Origin of the sequence: Paraburkholderia tagetis (assembly GCF_022213065.1) — a bacterium.
Lineage (GTDB): Bacteria > Pseudomonadota > Gammaproteobacteria > Burkholderiales > Burkholderiaceae > Paraburkholderia > Paraburkholderia tagetis.
Genome location: NZ_JAKLJA010000059.1, coordinates 1 through 21,563, shown reverse-complemented (window position 1 = coordinate 21,563; position 21,563 = coordinate 1). Strand labels below are relative to the sequence as shown.

General features: G+C 65.3%; 18 protein-coding genes. 6 read left to right on the top strand and 12 right to left on the bottom strand.

What is annotated here, in order from left to right:
- Nucleotides 1-257: 257 nt before the first annotated feature.
- On the bottom strand, nucleotides 258-464 hold the full coding sequence (locus tag L5014_RS34665) for a hypothetical protein (protein ID WP_238468404.1): 207 nt from the start codon (nucleotides 462-464) through the stop codon (nucleotides 258-260).
- Nucleotides 461-757: a toxin-antitoxin system TumE family protein gene (locus L5014_RS34660; RefSeq protein ID WP_238468403.1), complete on the bottom strand. Its 297-nt coding sequence runs from the start codon at nucleotides 755-757 to the stop codon at nucleotides 461-463. The genes L5014_RS34665 and L5014_RS34660 overlap by 4 nt, the downstream gene beginning before the upstream one ends.
- Nucleotides 758-1,043: 286 nt before the next feature.
- Between L5014_RS34660 and L5014_RS34655 the strand changes: the two genes are divergently transcribed.
- Complete coding sequence (locus L5014_RS34655) at nucleotides 1,044-1,559, top strand: DUF1993 domain-containing protein (protein WP_238468402.1); 516 nt, start codon at nucleotides 1,044-1,046, stop codon at nucleotides 1,557-1,559.
- Nucleotides 1,560-1,666: 107 nt separating this feature from the next.
- Here the strand turns inward: L5014_RS34655 and L5014_RS34650 are convergent, their stop codons facing one another.
- Complete coding sequence (locus tag L5014_RS34650; protein ID WP_238468401.1) at nucleotides 1,667-2,293, bottom strand: LysE family translocator; 627 nt, start codon at nucleotides 2,291-2,293, stop codon at nucleotides 1,667-1,669.
- Between the two features lie 136 nt (nucleotides 2,294-2,429).
- Here L5014_RS34650 and L5014_RS34645 point away from each other — a divergent pair, with 136 nt between their 5' ends.
- Complete coding sequence (locus tag L5014_RS34645) at nucleotides 2,430-2,894, top strand: Lrp/AsnC family transcriptional regulator (RefSeq protein WP_238468400.1); 465 nt, start codon at nucleotides 2,430-2,432, stop codon at nucleotides 2,892-2,894.
- Between the two features lie 46 nt (nucleotides 2,895-2,940).
- Nucleotides 2,941-3,174 (top strand): hypothetical protein, encoded by a 234-nt coding sequence (locus L5014_RS34640; protein ID WP_238468399.1) that lies wholly within the window; start codon nucleotides 2,941-2,943, stop codon nucleotides 3,172-3,174.
- 62 nt (nucleotides 3,175-3,236) lie between these two features.
- On the opposite strand, the gene L5014_RS34635 is transcribed toward L5014_RS34640, so the two are convergent.
- Nucleotides 3,237-4,421 carry a pyridoxal phosphate-dependent aminotransferase gene (locus L5014_RS34635; protein WP_238468398.1) on the bottom strand — a complete coding sequence of 395 codons (1,185 nt, stop codon included), beginning with the start codon at nucleotides 4,419-4,421 and terminating at the stop codon, nucleotides 3,237-3,239.
- 239 nt (nucleotides 4,422-4,660) lie between these two features.
- On the bottom strand, nucleotides 4,661-5,857 hold the full coding sequence (locus L5014_RS34630; protein WP_238468397.1) for a fumarylacetoacetate hydrolase family protein: 1,197 nt from the start codon (nucleotides 5,855-5,857) through the stop codon (nucleotides 4,661-4,663).
- 138 nt (nucleotides 5,858-5,995) lie between these two features.
- Here L5014_RS34630 and L5014_RS34625 point away from each other — a divergent pair, with 138 nt between their 5' ends.
- Nucleotides 5,996-6,742 carry an IclR family transcriptional regulator gene (locus L5014_RS34625; RefSeq protein ID WP_238468396.1) on the top strand — a complete coding sequence of 249 codons (747 nt, stop codon included), beginning with the start codon at nucleotides 5,996-5,998 and terminating at the stop codon, nucleotides 6,740-6,742.
- A gap of 40 nt (nucleotides 6,743-6,782) precedes the next feature.
- Here L5014_RS34625 and L5014_RS34620 read toward each other — a convergent pair whose 3' ends face one another.
- Both L5014_RS34620 and L5014_RS34615 read right to left on the bottom strand, forming a co-directional pair.
- Entirely contained in the window at nucleotides 6,783-8,567 is a 1,785-nt protein-coding gene (locus L5014_RS34620) for an IlvD/Edd family dehydratase (RefSeq protein WP_238468395.1), read from the bottom strand.
- A gap of 129 nt (nucleotides 8,568-8,696) precedes the next feature.
- A complete protein-coding gene (locus tag L5014_RS34615) occupies nucleotides 8,697-9,701 on the bottom strand; it encodes a LacI family DNA-binding transcriptional regulator (RefSeq protein WP_238468394.1) in 1,005 nt (334 codons plus the stop codon).
- A 261-nt stretch (nucleotides 9,702-9,962) separates the two neighbouring features.
- Between L5014_RS34615 and L5014_RS34610 the strand changes: the two genes are divergently transcribed.
- On the top strand, nucleotides 9,963-10,796 hold the full coding sequence (locus L5014_RS34610) for an isocitrate lyase/PEP mutase family protein (protein ID WP_238468393.1): 834 nt from the start codon (nucleotides 9,963-9,965) through the stop codon (nucleotides 10,794-10,796).
- A gap of 27 nt (nucleotides 10,797-10,823) precedes the next feature.
- Here L5014_RS34610 and L5014_RS34605 read toward each other — a convergent pair whose 3' ends face one another.
- From L5014_RS34605 to L5014_RS34585, 5 genes are all read right to left on the bottom strand, one after another.
- Nucleotides 10,824-11,555 carry a YfaP family protein gene (locus L5014_RS34605; protein ID WP_238468415.1) on the bottom strand — a complete coding sequence of 244 codons (732 nt, stop codon included), beginning with the start codon at nucleotides 11,553-11,555 and terminating at the stop codon, nucleotides 10,824-10,826.
- A 170-nt stretch (nucleotides 11,556-11,725) separates the two neighbouring features.
- The gene (locus tag L5014_RS34600) at nucleotides 11,726-13,477 is read right to left on the bottom strand and encodes a DUF2300 domain-containing protein (protein WP_420800193.1); all 1,752 of its coding nucleotides are present in this window, start codon (nucleotides 13,475-13,477) and stop codon (nucleotides 11,726-11,728) included.
- A 52-nt stretch (nucleotides 13,478-13,529) separates the two neighbouring features.
- The gene (locus L5014_RS34595; protein WP_238468392.1) at nucleotides 13,530-18,443 is read right to left on the bottom strand and encodes an alpha-2-macroglobulin family protein; all 4,914 of its coding nucleotides are present in this window, start codon (nucleotides 18,441-18,443) and stop codon (nucleotides 13,530-13,532) included.
- 8 nt (nucleotides 18,444-18,451) lie between these two features.
- Nucleotides 18,452-19,141, bottom strand: a complete 690-nt coding sequence (locus L5014_RS34590; RefSeq protein ID WP_420800191.1) for a DUF1175 domain-containing protein — start codon at nucleotides 19,139-19,141, stop codon at nucleotides 18,452-18,454.
- A gap of 2 nt (nucleotides 19,142-19,143) precedes the next feature.
- A complete protein-coding gene (locus L5014_RS34585; RefSeq protein ID WP_238468391.1) occupies nucleotides 19,144-21,027 on the bottom strand; it encodes a DUF2138 family protein in 1,884 nt (627 codons plus the stop codon).
- Here L5014_RS34585 and L5014_RS34580 point away from each other — a divergent pair.
- Nucleotides 20,963-21,169 (top strand): hypothetical protein, encoded by a 207-nt coding sequence (locus L5014_RS34580; protein WP_238468420.1) that lies wholly within the window; start codon nucleotides 20,963-20,965, stop codon nucleotides 21,167-21,169. The genes L5014_RS34585 and L5014_RS34580 overlap by 65 nt on opposite strands.
- The last annotated feature ends 394 nt before the right edge of the window (nucleotides 21,170-21,563 follow it).

Sequence of the window (21,563 nt, the reverse complement as noted above, 5' to 3'; positions counted from 1 at the left end):
TTTGCCATCGCGCAACGTCCGCCGCCTTCTGAACGGCGCCAGAAATCCATGCCCAACCACACGATTCATAACGAGAATTTTATTTCGTCATGCAGATTAACAGGCAAGGCACGCCTCACAAAAACTTGTCGCATGAGGAAACCGCTGCGAGCGAGGATTGAAGTTGGCTCTCAGTTAACGGAGCGGCACCTTGCAGCCATCCAGCCCGCAAGCAAGGTGTCCCGGTCGCGCTTGACCACTTCGCTATCGGACCACGATTACCGCGATCGAAGGGAATTCGCCTCTATCGCGCGAAATACGCCAATGCGCGCTTCGGTCAGTAGATGTACGGCGTCAGCGGGGTCTTCGAATGTAATCGTTCGTGTTTCGACCAAATCCTCTCCGCGATCGGCACAACGCGCCACGCGCTTGCCGCTTGCGAAAAAATCCGCTTCGGTTCCGATTCCAAGATGCAGCTTGCTCATGGTGTGTGCCTCAATGCGGTCCAGTCCCGCGCGAACTGGTCCTCGATGTCTTCAAAGCTCACGAAGCCCACCGCCTCTACATTTCCAAAGTAGTGTCGATGGTGGTAGCCGTGCGCATTGTCGTAACCAATGACCCTGCCGTTATCGCGTTGATAGATGTTGTGATTGATATACGCCACGTTGTAGCGCGTAACCCAGCCTCTCTCGTCCACCCACACTTCGCGTCGCAACTCGCCATTGCCACGGCGTTTCGCGATGACGTAGCGCGCGTCATGGAGCTTTCTCTCAGCCATGATACATCACGGAATATCGGCCTATCGCGTATCGAACAGGTCTCAATTTGATTCTCCTTCGTGAGGGCAACGAGCGCTCTCGACAAGGCAACCGCGCCTTGCCCGGCTTTAAGTTCACTAGCGCTCTTGAGTGGGAACATGCCCCGATGAAAGCAGAGACCTGCCCATTGCCGCAAGATCGGCCGTTCGGGCAATGGCAGCGGCAAACCCGATGGCGCATAATGGGCCGCCCGCCAGCCTCCGCTCCGGAGTCCGGCGCGCTCATTCAAGGAAATGAGGAATTCCCATGTCCATTACCATGTACCAAGCCTCGGTGCCCGTGCTCGTGCGCGGCCTCGCCAACCTGCAGACCATCATCGGCAAGGCGCAGGCACACGCGGCTGAGAAGCAGATCGATCCCTCGGTGTTGACCGGAGCACGGCTGTTCCCCGACATGCTGCCGCTCGCGCGCCAGATTCACATTGCCACGGACACGGCGAAGGGCTGCGCCGCGCGCCTCGCGGGCGTGGATGCGCCGAAATTCGAAGACGTGGAAGTGAGCTTCGACGACCTGCACGCGCGCATACAGAAAACGATCGACTATCTGAACACGTTCAAGCCCGAGCAAATCGACGGCACGGAAGGCAAGAGCATCACGCTGAAGATGCGCTCGGGCCCGATCGAGTTCACGGGCCAGAACTATCTGCTGGCTTTCGTGTTGCCCAACTTCTATTTCCATGTGACGACGGCGTACGACATCCTGCGTCACAACGGCGTCGAGCTGGGCAAGCTGGACTATCTGGGCGGCAAGCCGAACGCGTAAGACGACCGGGCGCGTTGCGCGCGCGCGTCGTGCGCGCAACGGGTGGCGCGCCGCGGCCCGCCGCATATGGGCGGCGGGCCACTAGCGATTACGCCGGATGAAGCGCGTCAGTCGAGCGAGAGCCGCACCGCAAAGCCGATCAGCGCGGAGGAAAAGGCCCACTTCTGCACGGTCTGCGCAAGTGGATGGCGGCGCAGCCACACGGCGATGTGCGCCGCGCCCAGCACATAGGTCGCGTCGAAGAGCGCGCACACGATCACGAGCAGGATGCCCAGCTCCGTTACCTGCAGCCAGACCGACCCCAGCTCGGGGCGGATGAACTGTGGCAACAGCACCGAGCAGAACAGCAGCGCCTTCGGATTGAGCAGATTGGTGAGCAAGCCCTTGAAGAAGTCCGCGCGCAGCGGACGCCCGGCTACCGCACCCGCCTGGTCCGGCAAGGCAAAAGCCGGCGCGCGGAAGATCTGCACGGCGATCCACGTCAGGTACACCGCGCCCGCATAGCGCACGACCTCATAGAGCCAGGGCGCGTTATGCAGCAGCGCCGCGAGACCGCACGCCGAGAGCGTAACGTGCGTGGCGCGCGCGAGCGCAAGGCCGCCGGCCGCCGCGAAACCGCGACGCGCGCCGCGGCTCATACTGGTTTGCATCACCAGCGCCATGTCCGCGCCCGGCAATGCGCTGACCACGATCAGAGCGGCGATGAACATTAAAAGCAGGTGAGCGGAAATCATGATGGCCTCGTTTGTATGAGGCTCTATATTGCCGCCAATGCCGGAGCGAATTCTGACGTTTTTTGTGGATAACCCTTCAACTCGAAGCGGAATGCCCTAAAATTTCCTCATCGGGATCGGAAAACCACTCCATAACATGAGCGACCTGGACAAACTCGACCGCGCGATCCTCGGCGCATTGCAAGCGGACGGCAGAATGCCGATCGCGCGGCTCGCCGAAACCGTCGGCTTGAGCGAAACGCCTTGCGCGCGTCGCCTCAAGCGGCTCGAGCAGGACGGCTATATCGAGCGTTATCGGGCGATGCTTTCGCGGCGCGCGCTCGGCTACGGCGTGGTCGCGTATGTCTCGGTGCGCTTCGCCGTGCACGACCACGCGCTGGCGGACCGCTTCGAGCGCGAAGTCTGCGCAATCGAGCGGATTCTCTCGTGCCATAACGTGGCCGGCACGGCGGACTATATTCTGATGATCGTGGCGCGCGACCTCGACGACTACGGCACCTTCTTGCGCGACAAATTGCGTAGCCTGCCGGGCGTCACATCGGTTGAATCGGTGTTGTCGCTGCGCGAAGTGAAAGCCGAGGGCCGACTGCCGCTGCCGTGAACGCCCCCCCGTCTCACCATACCCTCTTCTCAAACCGGAGCTTTCGATGAACCCAGAACAAGCGCGAGCCGAAGAAACCGCCGCGATGGACCGTGTGCTGAGCGCAACGCAACGCGTCAAGACGGCGTTCGCCGCCTTGCAGGCGCAGTTTCCGCCAGAGGGCGAAGGCCGGCCGTCGCAATTCGCCTTGCAGACATTCGACGCCGCGCTGCAGGAACTCGAAGACGCCCAGGCGGCCTTCGACGAAATGCTCAACGACCTGTTCGATGGCAATCGTTGAGGGACTTGCGCCGCCCGCCTCAGTCCTTGGTGCGGGCGTCGTCATCCAGCGTTCGAAACACGCTAGCGACAAGTCGCAGCCAGTTGCCGAACGAAGGCCGCAATCCGCTCGCAGGCCTCGACGAGCCGCGCATCGTCGACCACGAAGCCGAAGCGGACATAGCCGGTCGCCGTTTCGCCGAATGCGCTCGCATCGAGCAGCGACACCTTTTGCGCCTCGAACAGTTGCCACGTGAAGGCATGCGGATCGAGGCCGGTGCCGCGCACATCGATCATCATGAACATGCCGGCCTCCGGCAGCAGGCAACGCAGTCCCGGCACGCCGCTCAGGCGTGCATAAACGAGGTCGCGCCGGCGCCGATAGATGGCGCGCATTTGCGCGACGATCTGCTCGCGCTGCTCCAGCGCCGTGAGTGCGCCCTCCTGGATGAAGCCGGGCAAGCCATAGAACATGCACAGTGCGAGCCGCCCCAGATGGCCTATTAGCGTCTCGGGCGCAATCACCCATCCAAACCGCCACCCCGGCATCGCATGCGATTTCGAAAGACTGCCGAGCGTCACCGTCCGTTGCGCCATGCCGTCGAGCATCGCGATGCTGACGTGTTCGCGCTCGAAAGTGAGATCGGCATAGACTTCGTCGGCGACCACCCAGAGATCGTGACGCTGCGCGAGCCGCGCGATGCGCTCAAGATGCTCGCGCGGCATTACCGCGCCGGTCGGGTTGCACGGCGTGGCGAAGAAAATCGCCCGCGTGCGCGGGGTGACCGCCGCTTCGAGGGCGTCGCAATCGAGATGAAAACCGTTGTCCGGGTCGACGGGCACCGGCACGAGCGTCGCGCCCGATGCGCGAATCGCGGCCTCGTAGGTCAGGTACATCGGCTCCGGCACGAGCACCTCGTCGCCCGCTTCGCACAGGCATAGCGAAGCAGCGAAAAGCCCGTTCTGCGCGCCCGCGCACAAGATCACGTTGCGCGCGCTCACTTCGCGCGCGCCCGCCGCCGCGTGCTGCCGCGCAATGGCTTCGCGCAACGGCTCGCGGCCCATGATGGCCGTGTAATGCGTATCGCCCGCGCGCAGCGCCGCCACAGCGCGTTCGACGACAGGCTCGGGGGTCGCGAAATCCGGGTCGCCCACGCTCAGGACGATCACGTCCTCGCCACGCCCCGCCGCCTGCAGCGCGGCGTGATGGATCTCCCATGCCGACGTGCGCCGCCCCTGCAAGCGCTCCACCAGATTCGAATACTTCATCGTTCGCGACTCCCCGCGACGACCCAGCGACTATCAATAGCGCGCCGCCTGTGTCGCTCCGTGTCCAATCCGTGCTCATTGCGCGATGCGCGTTCGCACCACGCGCGCATCGCTGCCAAACAACGCAGCGCCAAACGGCGCGGACACCACAATACCAAGGAACACGTTCGAGGAAAAATAGCGCGCCGGGATTTCCGAACGGAAACCGTCACGCCGGTCGCGGTTTCCGTTCGGAAAAATCACGCAGCGGGTGCGATCCCGCGCGCGGCGAGATTCGCATAGAGCGCGCGCACGCCGAATGTCCACGGCTCGATCTCGTCGCACAACTTCACCGTGTTGACGAGCGCGCCCAGTTGCGGCGCAGAGATCGTCACGACGTCGCCAATGTGATGCGTAAAGCCCGAGCCCGGCGCATCGCGGTCCAGGATCGGCGAGAACATCGTGCCGAGGAACAGCATAAAGCCGTCCGGGTACTGGTGATGTGCGCCGCAGGTCTGCTCGACGAGTTGCTGGGGGTCGCGGCTGATCTCCCGCATATGGCTCACGCCGTCGAGCACGAAGCCGTCGTCGGTGCCCGCCACGCGCAGCGAAACGCTCGCCTCGCGCACCGAATCGAGTGTGAAGCGCCCATCGAACAGGCGCACGAAGGGGCCGATCGCACACGACGCGTTATTGTCCTTGCACTTGCCGAGCAGTAACGCCGAGCGGCCTTCGATATCGCGCAGGTTCACGTCGTTGCCGAGCGTTGCGCCAACTGCAACGCCACGCGCATTCACGGCCAGCACGATCTCCGGCTCCGGGTTATTCCATGCCGATGTGCGCAGCAGGCCGATATCCGCGCCAAAACCCACCGCGGACATGGGCTGCGACTTCGAAAACACTTCGGCATCCGGACCAATTCCGACCTCCAGATATTGCGACCACGCACCACGACGCTGCAACTCCTCCTTCAACCGCATCGCGGCCTCGGAGCCCGGCGCGATCTGCGAGAGGTCGGAGCCAATCAGCGCGGTGATGGCCGCGCGCACTTCCGCGGCCTTCGCACGGTCGCCGCCCGCCTGCTCCTCGATCACGCGCTCCATCAGGCTTACCGCGAACGTCACGCCGCACGCCTTGATCGCCTGAACGTCGCACGGCGCGAGCAGACGCGCTTGCCCATTCGCCGCGTCACGCGCTCCGGACAGGCTCCTCGCGAGCAGATCCGCTACCGCGCCCAGCGCCTCGCCAGGTGCGTTACGCGCGATCCCGACCGCGTCGTCGCGATCGAACAGGTCCGCCGTGGTTGCGACGGCGCGCGTGATATCGAACACCTGGCCGCCGCGCACGGCAATCACGCACGGCCCCTCGTGCGCGCCATCGCGCCGCCAGACGCGGCCGACGAGCAGTGCATCTTCGAGATCGGTGGGGAGGAATTCGGAAACTGACAAATTGGCCATGATGGTAGACCCGCTGCGTTGCTTGTGTGGATGACGTCGACTGAGACAAAGCGCATTGATCGTAAGAGCGCCCGAGCGCACTGTCCAACCTGATGCTACTATTTCCAACCTGTTGGATCCCCATTCGAATCACGAATCATGCCCGCCGCCTACGAAGTGCCCGCGCTCAAGCGCATCCATGACATTCTCGACGTGCTGGCGCACGCCCACGCGCCGGTGCGCACCGCCGCCATCGCAGAGCAAACCGGCCTTTCGCGCAGCACGCTCTACCTGATACTCGACTCACTGGAGCGCCGGCGCTGGATAGAAAAGCGCGCGGACGGCTATATCGTCGGGGTGACGCTGTTCGAGCTCGGCAGCGCCTATGTGCGCCACGACCAGTTGCAGGAAGCGTTTCGACAGGAAGCGGCAACGTTCGTCGCCATTCACAACGAGGTGGTGCAACTCGCCGTGCTCGACGGCGCGGAGGTGGTCTATATCGCCCGGGAAGACGCCGCGCGACCCGTGCGGCTCGTCTCCGATCTCGGCTCGCGCCTGCCCGCGCATAGCTGCGCGCTGGGCAAGGCGCTGCTCGCCAGTCTTACGGATGACGAAGTAATCGAATTGCTGCCGAAGCAGCTTGCGGCCGTCACGAGCCACACCCTCACGCGCCGCCAGGATCTGCTACAGGCGCTCGCCTCGATCCGACGTTCAGGGCTCGCACAGGAACGCGAGGAAGTCACCGCCGGCCTCGCATGTTTCGCGGCGTTCGTCGGCGTGACTGTGCTGGGCAAGCGCGTCGCGGTCAGCACGAGCCTGCCGCTCGAGCGCCTCGACTCGCGCCGCGAAAAGCGCATGGCAATAGCCATCGTGGAGATGGCGCATCGCATTGGCAAGACGCTTTGAGCGCCGGCTCGCACACGCGAGCCTGGTGCGCTTCGCTCGCTCAGTGCGAATGGCGCGGCTCGCCGCGCTCCGCGATCACGCGCAGATAAAGCGTGGCCGGTTCGAGGCAGCCGCCCGTCGAGAGCTGCCCAACTGTCTTGCGATAAAGCTCCTGCCATGGTGTCTGTGACGGCGGTACCCGAAATTCGGCCTGCGCACGACGGCGTTCGAGCTCCTCTGCATCGATCAGCACTTCTACGCGACGCGCGTTGAGATCGACCTTGATCCGGTCGTCGGTGCGCAGCAGCGCGAGACCACCGCCCACCGCGGCTTCCGGCGACATGTTGAGAATCGATGGGCTCGCCGAGGTGCCGCTCTGGCGTCCATCGCCCATGCACGGCAGCGAAGTCACGCCATGCTTGATCAATTCCGCCGGTGGCGCCATGTTCACGACTTCGGCGCTGCCTGGATAGCCGACCGTGCCGCAGCCGCGAATCACGAGCATGCAGCGTTCGTCGATCTTCAGCGACGAATCGTTGATGCGGGCGCGATAGTCCTCGGGGCCGTCGAACACGATGGCGCGCGCTTCGAACACATTCTGTGCGCCAGGCTCGCTCAAATAAGTTTTGCGAAACGCCTCGCCCACCACCGACATCTTCATGATGGCGCTGTCGAAGAAATTGCCCGAAAGCACGATGAAGCCCGCGCCATGCATGAGCGGGGCCTCGCAGGTGCGGATCACGTCGCGGTCCGCCACGTGAGCGGCGTCGGCAATCTCGCCAATCGAGCGGCCCGAGACAGTCTGGCAATCGCGCCGCACGAGCCCGGCGCGAGCGAGTTCGTGCAGCACTGCCGGAACGCCGCCCGCGCGATGGAAGCTCTCGCCCAGGTACTCGCCTGCCGGCATGGTGTTTGCAAGGAGAGGCACCTGCTCGCCATGGCGCTGCCAGTCTTCGAGCGTGAGGTCGACACCCATGTGCCGCGCAATCGCAATCAGATGCGGCGGGCAATTAGTTGACGCACCGAGTGCCGAAGCCACCACGATCGCGTTCTCGAACGCCTCGCGCGTCATGATGTGCGAGGGGCGCACGTCGTTGCGCACGAGGTCGACGGCGCGCTTGCCGGTGGCATACGCCATCTGCCCGCGCTCGCGATACGCGGCCGGGATGCTCGCGCAACCGGGCAGCGACATGCCGAGCGCTTCGGCAAGGCAATTCATCGAGAGCGCAGTGCCCATCGTGTTGCAGTGTCCGATCGACGGCGACGAAGCCGTGGTGAGCGCCATGAAACCCTCATAGTCGATCTCGCCCGCCGCCAGCAGATTGCGCGCGTGCCAGATCACCGTGCCCGAGCCCACGCGCTTGCCTTCGTACCAGCCGTCGAGCATCGGGCCGCCCGAGAGCACGATGGCCGGCAAGTCGACCGTGGCCGCAGCCATCAGGCACGCGGGCGTGGTCTTGTCGCAGCCGGTCGTGAGTACGACGCCGTCGAGAGGAAAGCCGTGCAGGATTTCAACGAGGCCCAGATACGCGAGATTGCGGTCGAGCGCGGCCGTGGGCCGGCGGCTCTGCTCCGCAAGCGGGTGCACGGGAAACTCCATGGGAATGCCGCCCGCGTCGCGAATGCCCGCCTTGACGCGCTCCGCGAGCGCAATGTGATGGCGATTGCACGGCGCGAGATCGCTGCCCGTCTGCGCGATGCCGATAATCGGCCGCCCCGATTGCAGTTCTTCGCGCGTGAGGCCGTAATTCATGAAGCGTTCGACGTAGAGCGCAGTCATGTCGGCGTGCGAGGGATCGTCGAACCATTCCTGACTGCGCAAACGGCGCGGGAGAGATTGGGTCATGATGCGATGTCTCCTGTTTAGGGCCTGCCCGGAACCTGCTCGATGCTGGCAGCGCGCGCTGTCGCCCGGTCTCTGGCGGCCCCGAATGTTACCGGTAACATTCAGATGTTAGCACGGGACTCCAACGCTTCAGGCGCTTTCGCGCGGGACCACGGTGTAATGAATGCGCGTTCTTGCGGTGCGCCGCGCATGCGCGCCATGCTCGCCTTCGTTGACCGCGAGCGCACCGAGCAGCGCTTCGCCCGCGCGGCGGCCGATCCCGTAGGCATCCACCGAGATCGTCGTAATGGTCGGATGGCAGCACGCCGCGATCTCGAAGTTGCCGAAGCCCGCCACGGCAATATCGTCAGGCACCGCAAGTCCGCGCCGCTGACACTCCATGATCGCGCCAAACGCGGACATATCGCTCACGCACATCACCGCCTGAGTATCGGGCCAGCGCTCGAGCAAGGCCGCCATGGCGGGGCCGCCGTGGCTCATGGTGATGGGCGAATCACCCAGACACATCGCGCGCGGCTCGCCGAGCCCGAGCGCCTTCACTTCCATCTGGTAGCCCTTCATTCGGTCGATGCCGCGCCGGTCCAGTTCGCTCGCTCCACCGAGAAAGGCGATGCGCCGGTAACCCTTGCCCGCCAGATAGCGCACCATTTCGCGTGCGGCACTCACGTTGGAAAACCCGACCATCATGTCGATGGGAGCGGCCGGCAGTTCCCACATTTCGACAACTGGCACGCCGGAGCGCTCCAATAGCGCGCGCGTGGCAGCGGTGTGCTGCGAGCCGGTGAGCGCGATGCAACGCGGCTGATGGCGCAACATCTGGCGCACGATGCGTTCCTCCCGCTCGGGCAGATAGTCTGTGTCGCCGATCAGCAATTCGAGCCCTTGCGGCTCCAGCACGGCGGTAAGTCCGCTCACGGTGTCCGAGAAGTTCGAGCTCGCAAGCGAAGGCACCAGCACCGCGGCGAACGACGAACGGCCCGAAGAAAGCGCGCCCGCCGCCGCATCGGCAACGTAGCCCAACTCGTCGATCGCACGCTGCACGCGCTCGCGCGTGGCCTCCGAGGCGCTCTGCCCCGCCAGCACGCGCGAGACCGTCATCTTCGACACCCCGGCGAGGCTGGCGACATCGGACATGCGCGGCGGCGTGGATTTCGAAGCGGGGAGCCTGGCCATCGGAGTTGAGCTAGTCGGTTTGGAAACAGCGCATATGATAGCGGGCGCGGCGCTCCCGCCGGTCCCGACACAGCGCAAGCGCGCCTGTGCGTACAGGCGCACAATGCACGCTGACCGGCCTCGCCGCCGACGCCCGCGCTCGACTTGACGCGGGCGCGACCGCGCCACAGTGTCCGCTCGCCCCGTCCTGGACAATTTCTGGACCATCCCTGGAGACACGCCATGCCCTCTTCGCCACGCAGCGTCGCGGAAAAACGCGCCGCGTTCCGCGCCTTGCATGCTTCCGGCTGCTTCCTGTTGCCCAACCCTTGGGATCCGGGCAGCGCCCGCTATCTCGAGAGCGTCGGTTTCAAGGCGCTCGCCACGACCAGTTCGGGCTTCGCGTGGTCGCGCGCCCACGCGGACAATTCGCTGCCTCGCGACGCCATCCTCGCGCATCTGCGTGAGATGGTCGCCGCCACCGACTTACCCATCAACGCGGATTTCGAAAATGGCTTCGGCGCCGATGCAGCCGGGGTCGCGCAGAGCGTGGGCCTCGCGGTCGAAACGGGCGTGGCGGGACTCTCGGTCGAGGACTCGACCGGCGACCCGGACAATCCGCTGTTCCCGCTGGAGGTTGCCGTCGAGCGCGTAAAGGCCGCGCGGCGCGCCATCGACGAACGCGGCGGCGATACGCTGCTGGTGGCGCGCGCGGAAAACTTCTTCACGGGCGAGCCCGATTTCGACGACGCGCTTGCGCGCATCAAGGCCTACTCGGCGGCGGGCGCGGACTGCCTCTACATGCCGGGCATCCATGCGCGCGAGCAGATTGTCGCCGTGGTTAAGGCTGTTGCGCCCAAGCCCGTGAACGTGCTGATCGGCTCGGCCTCCGCATTCACTCTGCAGGATCTCGCGGCGATGGGCGTGCGGCGCGTGAGCGTGGGCGGCGCGCTGGCGCGCTCGGCATGGGGTGGTTTCATGCGCGCAGCGCAGACGCTAGTGCAAGGGCGCTTCGACGGTTTCGTCGACGCCGCACCCGGCAATCAGCTCAACGAGCTATTCAGCAATCCTTCATGATTTTTTCGACGATACCGTAAGGCTCCCTTACGGTATGACGAAGCGCTTCACGAGCGTCAGCTCACCGGGCTTGCGCATTGGCGCGCGTATCGTCTCGCTCTTTTCGTTCGACCTGCCTTCGTTGGTGATGATGGTGATCTGCGCCACGGTGATGTCGCTGCCGCTGTTGCCATTGCCGTAGTAGTTCACGTAGACGAGATACGTGCCGTGCAGCGGCGCAGCGCTCGAATAGATCTCGGGGCCGTAGCCCGTCGTCACGTCCACGTCGAGCGCGCCGCCATTCGGTGCCACGCGGTCGGCGTAGAACGTGTGCACACCGTCGGGCGACACCACGTGCAGGTCGAGATCGGTGCCATCGGTGTCCCACGCGAGCACGATACGCAGGCGTGCCTGCGTCTTGCCCGTGTAGGCATCGTAGAACTGCACGCGCTTGCGCGTGCCGTCCGCCGTGCGCAGTTCCACGCTGTTGCTGCCCGCGCCAAACGCGAACGGTCGCGAGAAAGCGCCGTCTTCCTCCATGCGCTGGGGCATGGGCGTGCCATTCACCACCAGCGTGCCCACCGAGGTGCCCGGCTTGGCCTTGGGTGCCGCCTTGATGTGCCCCGCAATCAGCGCGTTGGCTGATTGTCCCTCCGGCGTGTTCACGGCCACTGCGGGATAGTGGACGTCCTGCGTGTAGCGCGCTTCGTCACCGGCCGAATTGCGCCAGCCGTTCAGCGGTGCGATGAAGTCGATGGTGTCGGCATGTGCGGCGTTCATAAGCGCGCCGAGCGCAAGCGCGACGCTCACGAGTACGTGGCACGAGCAATGACGTGAAAAGCGACGCGAGAAGCGACGATGGAGCCGGATCGGATTCATGCTGGTTCGCCTGGAGGTCGTGTCGATATTGAAGCTCATAGTTCGAAGTTGTGAAGCGCTTTCATGGTCATTCAACTTCCTGTGAGGATCAGCTTGCGCGCGGTCTGCTCGATAAACGCCTCGTCCTGCCCGCGCGGATGGTGCGCAAACGCGAGATGCAGATACTCGTGCGCGAGCGCGATGCGGTCGTCGTCGGAGCGCAGGCGGCGTATATAGACGCGATTGCGCCCGGCGTCGGCATAGGGGCGGCCCGTTGTCACCTCGCAGACGGCCGGTAGCTCGGGTTCTTCGTAGCCCGCCTCGCCCGCGAGGCGCCGCGCCCACACCGGCGCCTCGCGGCTCAGCCAGTCGCGCGCGCCCGCCACCGGCTCGCAGTCGCCCGCGAGCGGACTCGTGAACGAGGTGAGCGTGGCCTGCGGCCAGCTGCGCGCGAGAATTGCATCGAACGCGAGACCCCGCTGTGCCGCAGCTTTCGCGTCGAGCCAACTCATCTGGCCGGGCGCCACCTTGTCGTGATGAAACTGCACCGGCACACCCGCAAGCACGAGGCCATCGGTGAAATCGGCGGCGTTGCGCGAAGCAGCGCGCGGCATGCGCGGCAGGACGCGCTGCGTGCGGCTGCTGTCGTCGATACGGTAGCAGCCGCGTGCGCGGCCCGCGTTCTGCACGAGATAGCTACGCGCGGCCACTGCAAGCGCGCGCGCCGCCTGCGCCTGTGCCGTATCGCCTTCGCGCTCGACCACGCGCCCGACATAGTCGTTCATGCCGAAACGTCCGACGATGCGCGGTTTGCCGGTCTCGTCGCGATCGAGCAGCAGCTCGCCATGGCTTTCGATGGGTAGCCAGTTGCCGTTCTCGAATCCCACGCTGAACGTGCCGTCGAGCAGGCCGGGTTGCACAGGCCGCCCGCCCGCGCGAGTATCGATTACGTTTCGGATCGGATAACGAGAAAAAAAATCGACGATCACACAGGCACGGTCGTCGGGCACCGCGCTCTGTGCGACCAGCGGTGCGATACGCGGCGCCGCGGCGGCCAGCACGCGCACGCTGCCCCCGCGCCCGCCGAGCCAGAGCGGCGTGCCATCGGCCAGCCAGCCGGCCGCGCCGCCTTCGTAGCCGCCGGGATTCGCCGGATCGGGCATGGTCCAGGTCTTGGCCCGCAGCAGACTGCCATAGAGCGATACGGTGCCCTCGCCGCGCCCGCTCGTGACGACCGACACCAGTGTGCTCGCCGTGTCGTCGCGGGCGCGCGTGGGCACGGCCTGCAAGGCTTTGAGCAGATCGTCCACGCGCACGCGGCGCTCCGGACGCAGCGCGTAGAGATCCTGCAGCCACGCCGGTGCCTTCAGGGCGCGCCAATACTGGCGCCAGCCCACAGGATCGAGCTGCAATCGGTGCGGCTCGAAAAAGAGGCCGCACGACTGCACCAGCGCGTGATCACGGTCGATGTGGCCGCCGGTCATGCAGCAGTACACTTCCTCGCGGTCGCCACCATCGCATTGATAATCGGGCACGGAAATCCGCCGGTCGACGAGGTACGCATAGACGAACAGCTTCCAGACGCTGCCGAGCTGCGTCTCGAGCGTTGGCGGCAACGGCGTGCCAGGACCCGGCATGCTGGTCTCGGCCGCTGCATCGAATGTCCATAGTCGCGCGCTGCCGTCGTGCAGCCAGGCAAAGCGCAGTACAGAAGATACCGATGGCGCAGACGGGCCACGCAACGAGGCTGGGTTCGGCGCGGCAGGAGCCGGTGCCGCTCCTTGCACGTGCTCACGCGCCGCAGCCCGTGCTGGCCACGGCGAACTGATTGCAAGCGCAACCATCGCGAATACGAGCGCGGCACTCAAGCCGGCAATATGCCCCCTCACGCCGGCCTCACTCGATGCGCAGCGTGACCATGCGGTCGCTGCGACCGCCTTCATACGCTTTCTGCTCCGGCTGGTACATGCGGAAGTAGCGCGCGGGCGGCATCGTGAACGTGCCGGGCAGAGCGAACCGCACGAGTTGACGCAGCGCCACCGGGCGATCGAGCAAAGGCACGGGCTGGTGATAGCCGAGCTCGCCCATCTCGTAGCTGGCCGCGCGCGCGAACGGCTGCGGACCGTTGCTACCCTCGCCCGCGCCGGGCAGCCCGGCAATGCTCACGCCCCAGCTCGTCGCCTCCACGGACCCGCCCGGCGGCAGCGGCACGTCGAGCAAGCCGTAATGCAGCGCCGATTTGTCCCGCGGCGTAAGCGTGACTTCGTCGACATAGAGCGCGTTGCTGTCGATGGCGTCGCCGGCCTTCATGCGATGCGCCTCGAACGTGGCGCGGCCCGCCTGCTTTTCGGCATCGCCCGACGGCGCGATCGGGTCGAGTCGATAAAGCGTGCGCTCGATCTTCACGGGCAAACGGCTCGCCTGAGCCGCACGGCTGCGGTACGAAACCAGCGCCGAGACGTCGGGGCTCGCGCCGCCCACATCGAGCGAGGTTGGCAACGCCGCGCCCGTCCATTTCCAGAGCGTTGCGCCCGTGGGCGTCGTCGTGCGCGCCCAGCCATTGCCTTGCAGCGCGGGCAACGGTTGTGCCGCATCGCTCGCGCGCGAGCCGCCCATGGCCTTGCGCAGCCACAGCAACGTGAGCGCGCGGTCGACGGTCGGATAGGTCGCGCTGCTCTGCGCGAGCACGGCGTTCGCATCCACGGGTGTGCCTGCGTCGCCGGCCATGGCCAGCAGGCTCCGGATCAGTGGCGTCGGATTCGTCATGAGCGACGCGCGTGCGCGCGCGGCCAGCGCATTGAAGTCTTCGGGCAGGCTCGCGTTCGTTGCACGCGCCGTCCAGGCGGTCAGCACCACAGCCGCTTGCAGGCCGCGCGGCGAATCGGGCGCGGCGAACACGAGGCTGTCCTCCACGCCGTATGCGTCGCGCGATGCTTTGGTATCCTTATCGAACATCGACGATGCCCGTTGCGCAAGTTGCCCGGCCACGCCCGACACGGGCGTCGCCACAGGCTGGCCCATCTGCTGCAGCAACCAGAGCGCCAGCGCCCGATGCAGCAACGGCTCCTTCGCACCGTTGTCGCGATAGATATCGAGCGCGTGTTGCCAGTTGCTGTCCGGGAGCGAGATGCCGAGGCTGCGGCTCGCGAGCCAGTCCGCGTAGTACGCATAGGCCGTGATGAAAGCGCTGCCTCCTGTGGTGTCGCCCCACCAGCCGAACGCGCCATTGATGCCGGCAAGCAACGCGAGCCGCTGGCGCTGATTGCGCAGACGCGCCTCAAGGCCCTGCGTCGTGCTCTGTGGCGCATCGACGCCCGGCTCCGAACCATCGGCATCGCGGCCCAGCGCGTCGTGGGCGAGTGCGAGCGGAATCAGACGGCTTGAGGTCTGCTCGGCACAACCGTACGGATACGCGATGAGATCGTCAGCCACGCGCGCAAACTGGCTCGTGCCCGTCGACACGATGCGCACGCGCACGTCCTGGGCATCGGGCGCGAGTGCGAGCGGCTTCGGATTGGCGTCGAGTGTGACGGGCATTTCGCGCAGATCGAGCCAGCCCGGCGCACCAAGGCTCACCGAAGTCTGCAGGCGGTCCATCTCCTTGCCGTTCACGCGCAGGCTCGCATCGACAAGCCCCGGCGTGAGCGTGATGCGTGGCAGTGCCAGGTAGTTCGCACCGGGCTTGAGCGTGACCTTGCGATCGAGCGTGAGCCCTGCGCCATTGACCGTCCATTGCGCATCCACATCGGACGAGCCCTGGTTGAACGCGAGCATATCGATCGCCGGTTGGTCGCCGCTGCGGAAGCTCGCGGGGCCACTCCATTTCAGATAAAGCGGCTTGTCCGAGCGCACATATGCGGTGCGCTGCCCCACCGTGCCGTCTGCGGAAATCGCGCGCACGGTGATGCGCCAGCGCGCGAGCGCGTCGGGCATGCGGAACGTCATGCGCGCGTGACCGCTCGCATCGGTTTGCAGATCGGCCTGCCATGCTGCCGTGTCGACGTCGTCGCGACGCGGGCGCTCCAGCACCTTCACGCCGCGTTCGTTGTACTGCCCGCGCTGGGGACCACCGGGCGCGCCGCGCATCGTGGAAAGCGCAAGGTCGTAAGTGATGAACGAAAGGCTCGACGTCGTACGCACGTTGTTGCGGCGCGGATGATAAAAGAAGTCCACGATGTCGGGCGCAATTTCGGGTTGCAACACGTACACCATTTCGTCGACAACACTCACGGTGAGACGAGCGGGCAGCGCCTTGCCGCCAAGCGTGCTGCCGAGATCGAGCGTCATGGTTTCGCCCGGCGCGTAGACGGACTTGTCGCTCTTCACGGCGAGATCGATCGAGGGCTTCGCGACCACGATGCCCGCATTCTGGAATACGTATTCGCCATCGTGCACGTAGAGCACCGAGAACATCATGTTGGGGGCGAACTCAGTGCCGACCTTGATGCGCGCTTTCCATTGCGTGGGGGCAACGCGCGTGAGGGTCAACCAGTCCGCGCCCTTCGAAAGCAGTGCGCGCGCTTCCACGCTGTCGCGTTCGAGCGTGAGCAGCGCGTCGTCCACGGCGAACGGGAACGTGATGAGCGCTTCGGCCGTATCGCCGATCTTGTAGCGGTCCCGGTCGAACACCACTTCGACGCTGCCGGGAATCGCCTTGAGGCCGTCTCCTGCCACCCAGTGGCTGGCCGCCGCGAGCAGGTTGCCCGCGTCGTCCTTCACTGAGAGCATGTACGAGCCCGGTTCATCGAATTGCATCGGGAAGCTCACGCGGCCATCCGGGCCCGCGGCGGGCAACGCGCCATCGGCCTTCGTCTGCGACTCGAGACGTACCCATTCCCACTTCGCCGGCTTGCGCGCCGGCACCGCGTTCGCGCCCATGCCCAGGTTGGTGCTGGCACTTGTCGATCCAGCCGACCCGACCAGCGCTGCCAGCGTGAACGTCACCCGCTCGCGCGGCTGCGAGAACGATTTGGCCGTGCTCAGGCGATACGGCGTCGCACCACGCGCGATCAGCACCTCACGCGTCACGCGCACGCGATACGCGGCGCCATCCTGCGCGAACAGTGTGAGTGCGTAGCGGCTCGGTTCCTTCGCAACGGGCAGCGCGAGTGTGGCGTTGCCGTCGCTATCGGTCTTCAGTTCCTGCTGCTCTAGCTTCACGGGAAAGAGGCCCGAATAGCGCAGCTCGCCGTCGACGATCGCCACCTTCTGCGCGCGCAGCGTGACCGATACCTTGCCGTTCTTCACGGGCTTGCCGTCCGGGTAGCGCAGCGCGATCTTGCCCTTGGGCGTGTCGCCGGTCGCGTAATCGGACTTTTCCATTGTGAGGTTCACGTCGAAGTGCGGCTTCACATACTCCGCCACACGGAACGCGCCGCCGTAGCTGTCGCCCTTGTAGTCGAAGCGCAGCGTATAGCCGCCGCCCTGCGCGGTCGCCGGCAACGTAAAGGTCGTTTCGCCACCACTTTCCGATGCGAAATCCACGTTGCGCGTCGCGATCGGCGCGCCGTTCGGATCGAGCACGTCGAGCTTGAGTTGCGCGGGCGCGGCGGGTGTCGACTGATTCGCACTCTGGAAGGCGCGGCCGATGAACTTCACGTGAACCGCGTCACCAGGACGATAGAGCGGCCTGTCCGTCACCGCGTAGATCTTGGTGTTGTAGATCTCGCTGTCGTAGTAGAAGTTTTCCGATACGAAAACACCGCCCTGCGGATCACTGCCGATCACGTAGCTGCGCTCGGGCGAGACGTGCTGGAGCACCAGCGCGCCGTCCGCGCCAGTGGCTCCGCTTTGCAGCACGCCCACGCCATCGGTCCAGCTCACCTCGGTGCCGGGCACCGGCTTGCCGTTATCGCGCCGCGCCGTCCACACCAGCAGGCCGCTCGACGTCGCCTTCACGACCGCGACCGTATCGGAAACGAACAGCAGCGTATGTGCGCGGTAGTTTCCGATCATCGCCTCGACCAGATAGAGCCCCGGCTGCAGCTTGCCGACCGGAATCATCACGTTGCCCGACGACGCCTCCAGGAAGTTGCTGCTACTGCCTGCGAGGTTCACGCCCTTCGGTGGCTGAATCGTCTTCGCGTTCCAGATCGGATAGCGCAAGCGCGTGACGAGTTCGTAGCCGCGCAACGGCGCGAAGCGCGATTGAGACTCGAAATGCGTGGGCGCGTTCGGCTGCTCGCCAAGCTTGAATTCGGGCTTCGCCTCGGTAACCTTGCTGCGCGTCGCGAATGAAAGCACACGCTGCCAGGCGCGGCGCGCATCGCTGAGCCAGCGGTCCCACAAGTACGCGAGCGTGTTCGCAAGCCCCTCGCCCTGATAGTTCGGCTTGATGTTCAGGCGATGCAGGTTCTTCTGCGCCTTGAGAAACGCCAGCGGATTCGGCACCTTATAGACGACGATATCGGCCCCGCCATAGCCTTCGAGCTCCGACTGGAATTCGCGGCCCGGTGCTTCCAGACGCACTTGCGCGAACTGATTGCTGCCGTAGCTCGCATCGGAAAGCAGGAAGAACGGCTGGCCCTGCACGACCTGGCTGTCGTAACCACTCGGCGTCGGCGCGCCCAGGGTGGGATTCGCGTCGATGCTCTGCTGCGCGGCGTTATCGCCATCGTCGGCCCAGGCTGGCGCGACGCATAGACAGAAGCACAGCGAGAACAGCGCGATCAGCGTTGCGAGCAGCGCCGGAGCACCCGAACATGCACCGTATTTCGTATCGGAAATCCGTGTCCGTGCGAAGAATTTCGCATTGGAAACGCGCGAGAAAAACGGCGCGGCGGAACGCAGCGAGAAGAGCAGACGTTGCATGGCGGCACTCATGGCGTCAGGAACGCGAAACGAAACACACCGACGAAGTTCGGATTGCCGTCGAACGGCTGCCAGCGGGAATCTTTCCATTGCATCAGATCGGAAACGGCGACGGCGCGCAGACCACTATCGGTCGGCGTGACGGTGCCCGTGTGATAAGCGATGTAGCGGTCCAGCCAGATCATCAGATGCTGGTCATCGCCTTGATCGAAGAACAGCAGGTCGCCCGGCAGCGCCTGATTGACGTCGCGCGAAACGAAGCGGCTGTTGCGTTGAATGAGCGCGATGGCCGAGGCGTAGGCGCCCACGCTGCCGTCGATGCGCGTCCAGCGGTTCGCGAGCGCGCGCTGCTGCGGGCTCAGTTGCAATTCGGGCGGCAGCCGGCTCGCGTCGCCGGCGCTGGTCATGCCGTTGGCCTTGAGCCAGCGCGCGTCATGCTCGCGCAGCGCCTCCATGGCCGCAAAGCGCACGAGGCCTGCGCAGTCGCGCTGGGTCCAGCGCGGCGTGGGGCCGCGACGCACCTGCTGATCGACGATGCGCACGAACCACGCACGAAATATCGTCGATTGCTCGGGCGTGAGCGCGTCGGGGTCGGGCGCGGGCCGCGTCGGCATGAGTGCGCGCACCGGGCCCGCAAGCGCCACGCCGAGCGCGGCCGCACCAGCCGCCGCACATCGATGAAAAAAGCGGCGGCGCACGATCAGTCGCCGCTCGTGTCGGGCTGGGCCGGCCGGTCTTCGGCACGCTGCGCGGAGTCTGCGCGCGCGTCACCGCCGGTGGCGTTGCCAGCGTCGTTGCGCGCGTCCTTCGGGCCCGTGCCCAACGGACGCCCCGCGACCGCGTCATCACGCGGCCCCACGCTAGCGCGCGGCTCCACATGCCATTCCACCGGCACCCAACCCGCCGACAAAGGCAGCGAGTCCGGCAAGCTCAACGCCAGCGGCGGGTAGTTCGCCACCGCATGCAGTTTCGGCAGCAGGTGCGTGCGCGCGGCGTTGCGGAAGATTGCCTCCTGATCGGCCGGCAGCGCACGGCCCGCCTCGCGCTCAACCAGCGCCGCCGCCGTGGACGGCATGACCGACACCACCGTGGTCGACAGGCGCTGCGGCGAGAGCGTGTCGGCGATGGCCGGGTAGCGTTTCTCCAGCACGGCGAGCGTGTCGTCCACGAGGCGCGCGTCGGGCGAGAACACCACGTAGCCGTGCGCGAGCGCGAGCGTCACCGGAAAGTAGCGCGGCGCGGAAAGCTGTGCCGCGTAGGCCGAGCCCGCACTCTGCGCCGTGCCCGAGCGCGCGCTCACGTCGCGCGTCCAGAGCGTGACGCCGGCGGACGGCTCCTTCGTCTGCACCGGCAAACGACGATAACCGGCCGCGTTGCCCGCCTTCGCTTCATACGCGCCAATGGCGTCGCCAAAAACGCTCGCGAGCGCGCCCTTGACCGCCGCCACTTGGGCCGGATCCTGCTCTACCCCGGGTTTGAGGCGCGCGACGAACACAGGCGCCACGAGCGTCGACTTCGCATACCAGCACACGCCGGCAGGTCCAGCGAGGCGCTCGCGCAAAACCTTCGACGCGGCTTGTTCGCCCTCGCCCAGCTTGCCGAGCAGGTCGGCAGCATCGTTCCAGTCGACCGGCAGGCTCGCGCAGGCCGCTGCGTTCGCGGGCAACGCTCGCCAGAGATCGGCGCTGTCCCAGTGCTGCGGCAGATGGGCGGGATCGATCAGCGCGGCCGTGCTCCATGCACCGCTCGCGCTCGCATCGTTCTTGCCCGACGCAGCGAAATCGAAACGCAGCGCATTGACGCCCGAGAAAAAAGCCTGATACCCGAACGAAAGATAATTGACCGAGACGATCAACCGGTGCCCATTCACGTCGGCGGGCGCGTGCTCGAGGCGATAGGTGCGCAGGGCATCGTCGCCGCCGTCATCGAGCACCTTCGCCAGCACCTGCGCGTGCTCGCCGATCGTCTTGCCGTCCGCGTCGAGCAGAATGCCGGGCTCCGACATGATGATGAGCCGCTCGCCCTTCGCCGCGAACAGCAGCGTATGACCGACCGCGAGCTTGAGCGCGTAGACCGGTACGTCGCCGGAGAGCGTGGCCGCCTGGCTCAACTGGCTGTCGCCGGTCGCGACGTTACCGAGGGCCTGCATCAGCTTCGCGAGACCATTGCGCCGCATCGTCATCACCCAATAGCCGAGGCGGCCATCGGGCGAGCGCCACAACAACACGCGCGAGGGTTCGTCGAATACGCGCTTGATGAGTTCGTCGCGCCAGTCGAGATCGTGTTCGAATGCGAGCCGCCGGACAGCGCCTTCTGCGGAAAGACGTGTGGAATTGAACTCGTAATAGTCGACAAAATCGCGCGTGAGCAACGCGCGCAGCAAAGGCACGCGAATCATGTCGCGCGGCAAACGCGAAAGGGCCGCGCTGTCGATAATGGCGTCGGGATAATGAATATCGAAAGCGACTTCGTGAGACCGAAACGTCGATCCGCCCCCGAATGGACGCCAGATTGCCTGAATGGCAACCAGCACAACGATTAAAACCGCGGCCGTTAGCGCGGCCTTTTTGCGCGTTAACTTCATCGAATCAATCGCCCTGAACTGGAATATCGGTTTTCTTTTGTACCGCCACGCGTCATTGGCGGAGCGCACGGCCGTTTGCTTGCCGCACGCCGACTCGTTCTCTGCAAGCGGCTATTTTCAGTTGGCAGCGATATTACCTTAGAAATTATTTAAACGCCCCGCGAATGATTCTGGGTGCGCGAAATACTCGCATATTTTTATACGCCGTCATTATGCATATTGCGTAACGCATTATTGATTACCCGGGCTGCAGCGCCGAATTGAGTCGATGCGCACCACGGTAAGACAGGGCTGCGTCTTCGCATGCCGTGCAGCGCCACGGCTTCGTGCTTCCAGGCAATCGTGGCTATGCGCCGGACACCTCGCAGTCTGCAAGTGTCCCGCGATACCGGCGATCATTGAGGATTTCCCGCACCCAAACGCCAGAACCCCGGTGCTCTTTCGGAGCGACCGGGGTTCTGGACGTACTGCATAAGGAGCCTGACGATTACCTACTTTCACACGGGCAATCCGCACTATCATCGGCGTGGAGCTGT